Genomic DNA, 928 nt, shown 5'->3' on the forward strand with positions numbered 1-928 from the left:
TGTACTGCCCGGAGTGTGGCACGGTTCACTGGCCGGACGGAGTCGCCCCGCCCTTCTGATGCTTCCCCGTTTTGCCGATATTTTTCAGCAGGGAAACCGCTGGCTTAACTGGCTGGAGAAACAACCGGAAGGGGCAGTCCGTCCGGTGGTAATTGAATCAGTGACAAAAATCATGGCCTGCGGGACCACACTGATGGGCTACACGCAGTGGTGTTGTTCATCACCGGACTGTTGCCATACAAAAAAGGTCTGCTTCCGGTGTAAAAGCCGCTCCTGCCCGCACTGCGGGGTGAAGGCTGGCGCACAGTGGATACAGTATCTGCTGAGCCTGGTCCCCGACTGCCCGTGGCAGCATATTGTGTTCACACTTCCCTGCCAGTACTGGTCCCTGGTGTTCCACAACCGGTGGTTACTGGCAGAGATGAGCCGCATTGCAGCGGATGTGATACTGGAAATCTGCCATCAGGCAGATGTGGAGCCGGGGATATTCACGGTGATCCACACATGGGGGCGTGACCAGCAGTGGCATCCGCATATCCATTTATCGACAACTGCCGGTGGTGTGACGTCGGGCCACACCTGGAAAAATCTTCATTTTTACGCCCGTAAGGTGATGAGCATGTGGCGCTACCGGATAACACGGTTGCTGTCACGGAAATACCCTGACCTGGTGATGCCGGATGCGCTGGCAGCAGAAGGAAGCAGTAAACGGGAATGGAATCGCTTCCTGGACACGCATTACCGCCGTGGCTGAAATGTCAACGTATCCCGGGTGATGGATAATGCCACCCATGTGGCGGTGTACTTTGGCTCTTACCTGAAAAAGCCACCGGTGCCGATGAGTCGTCTGGAGCATTATGCCGGTCAGGATGAAATCGGTCTGCGTTACAACAGTCACCGAACAAAACGGGAAGAATACCTGTTGATG

Annotated in this window: 1 pseudogene; it reads left to right on the top strand. The window is 55.4% G+C overall.

The features are described from left to right. Nucleotides 1-58: 58 nt before the first annotated feature. A pseudogene (locus ACUU1I_RS20790) lies at nucleotides 59-928 on the top strand (IS91 family transposase); the annotation flags it as partial.

This window comes from Shigella sp. SIG3 (assembly GCF_053555855.1).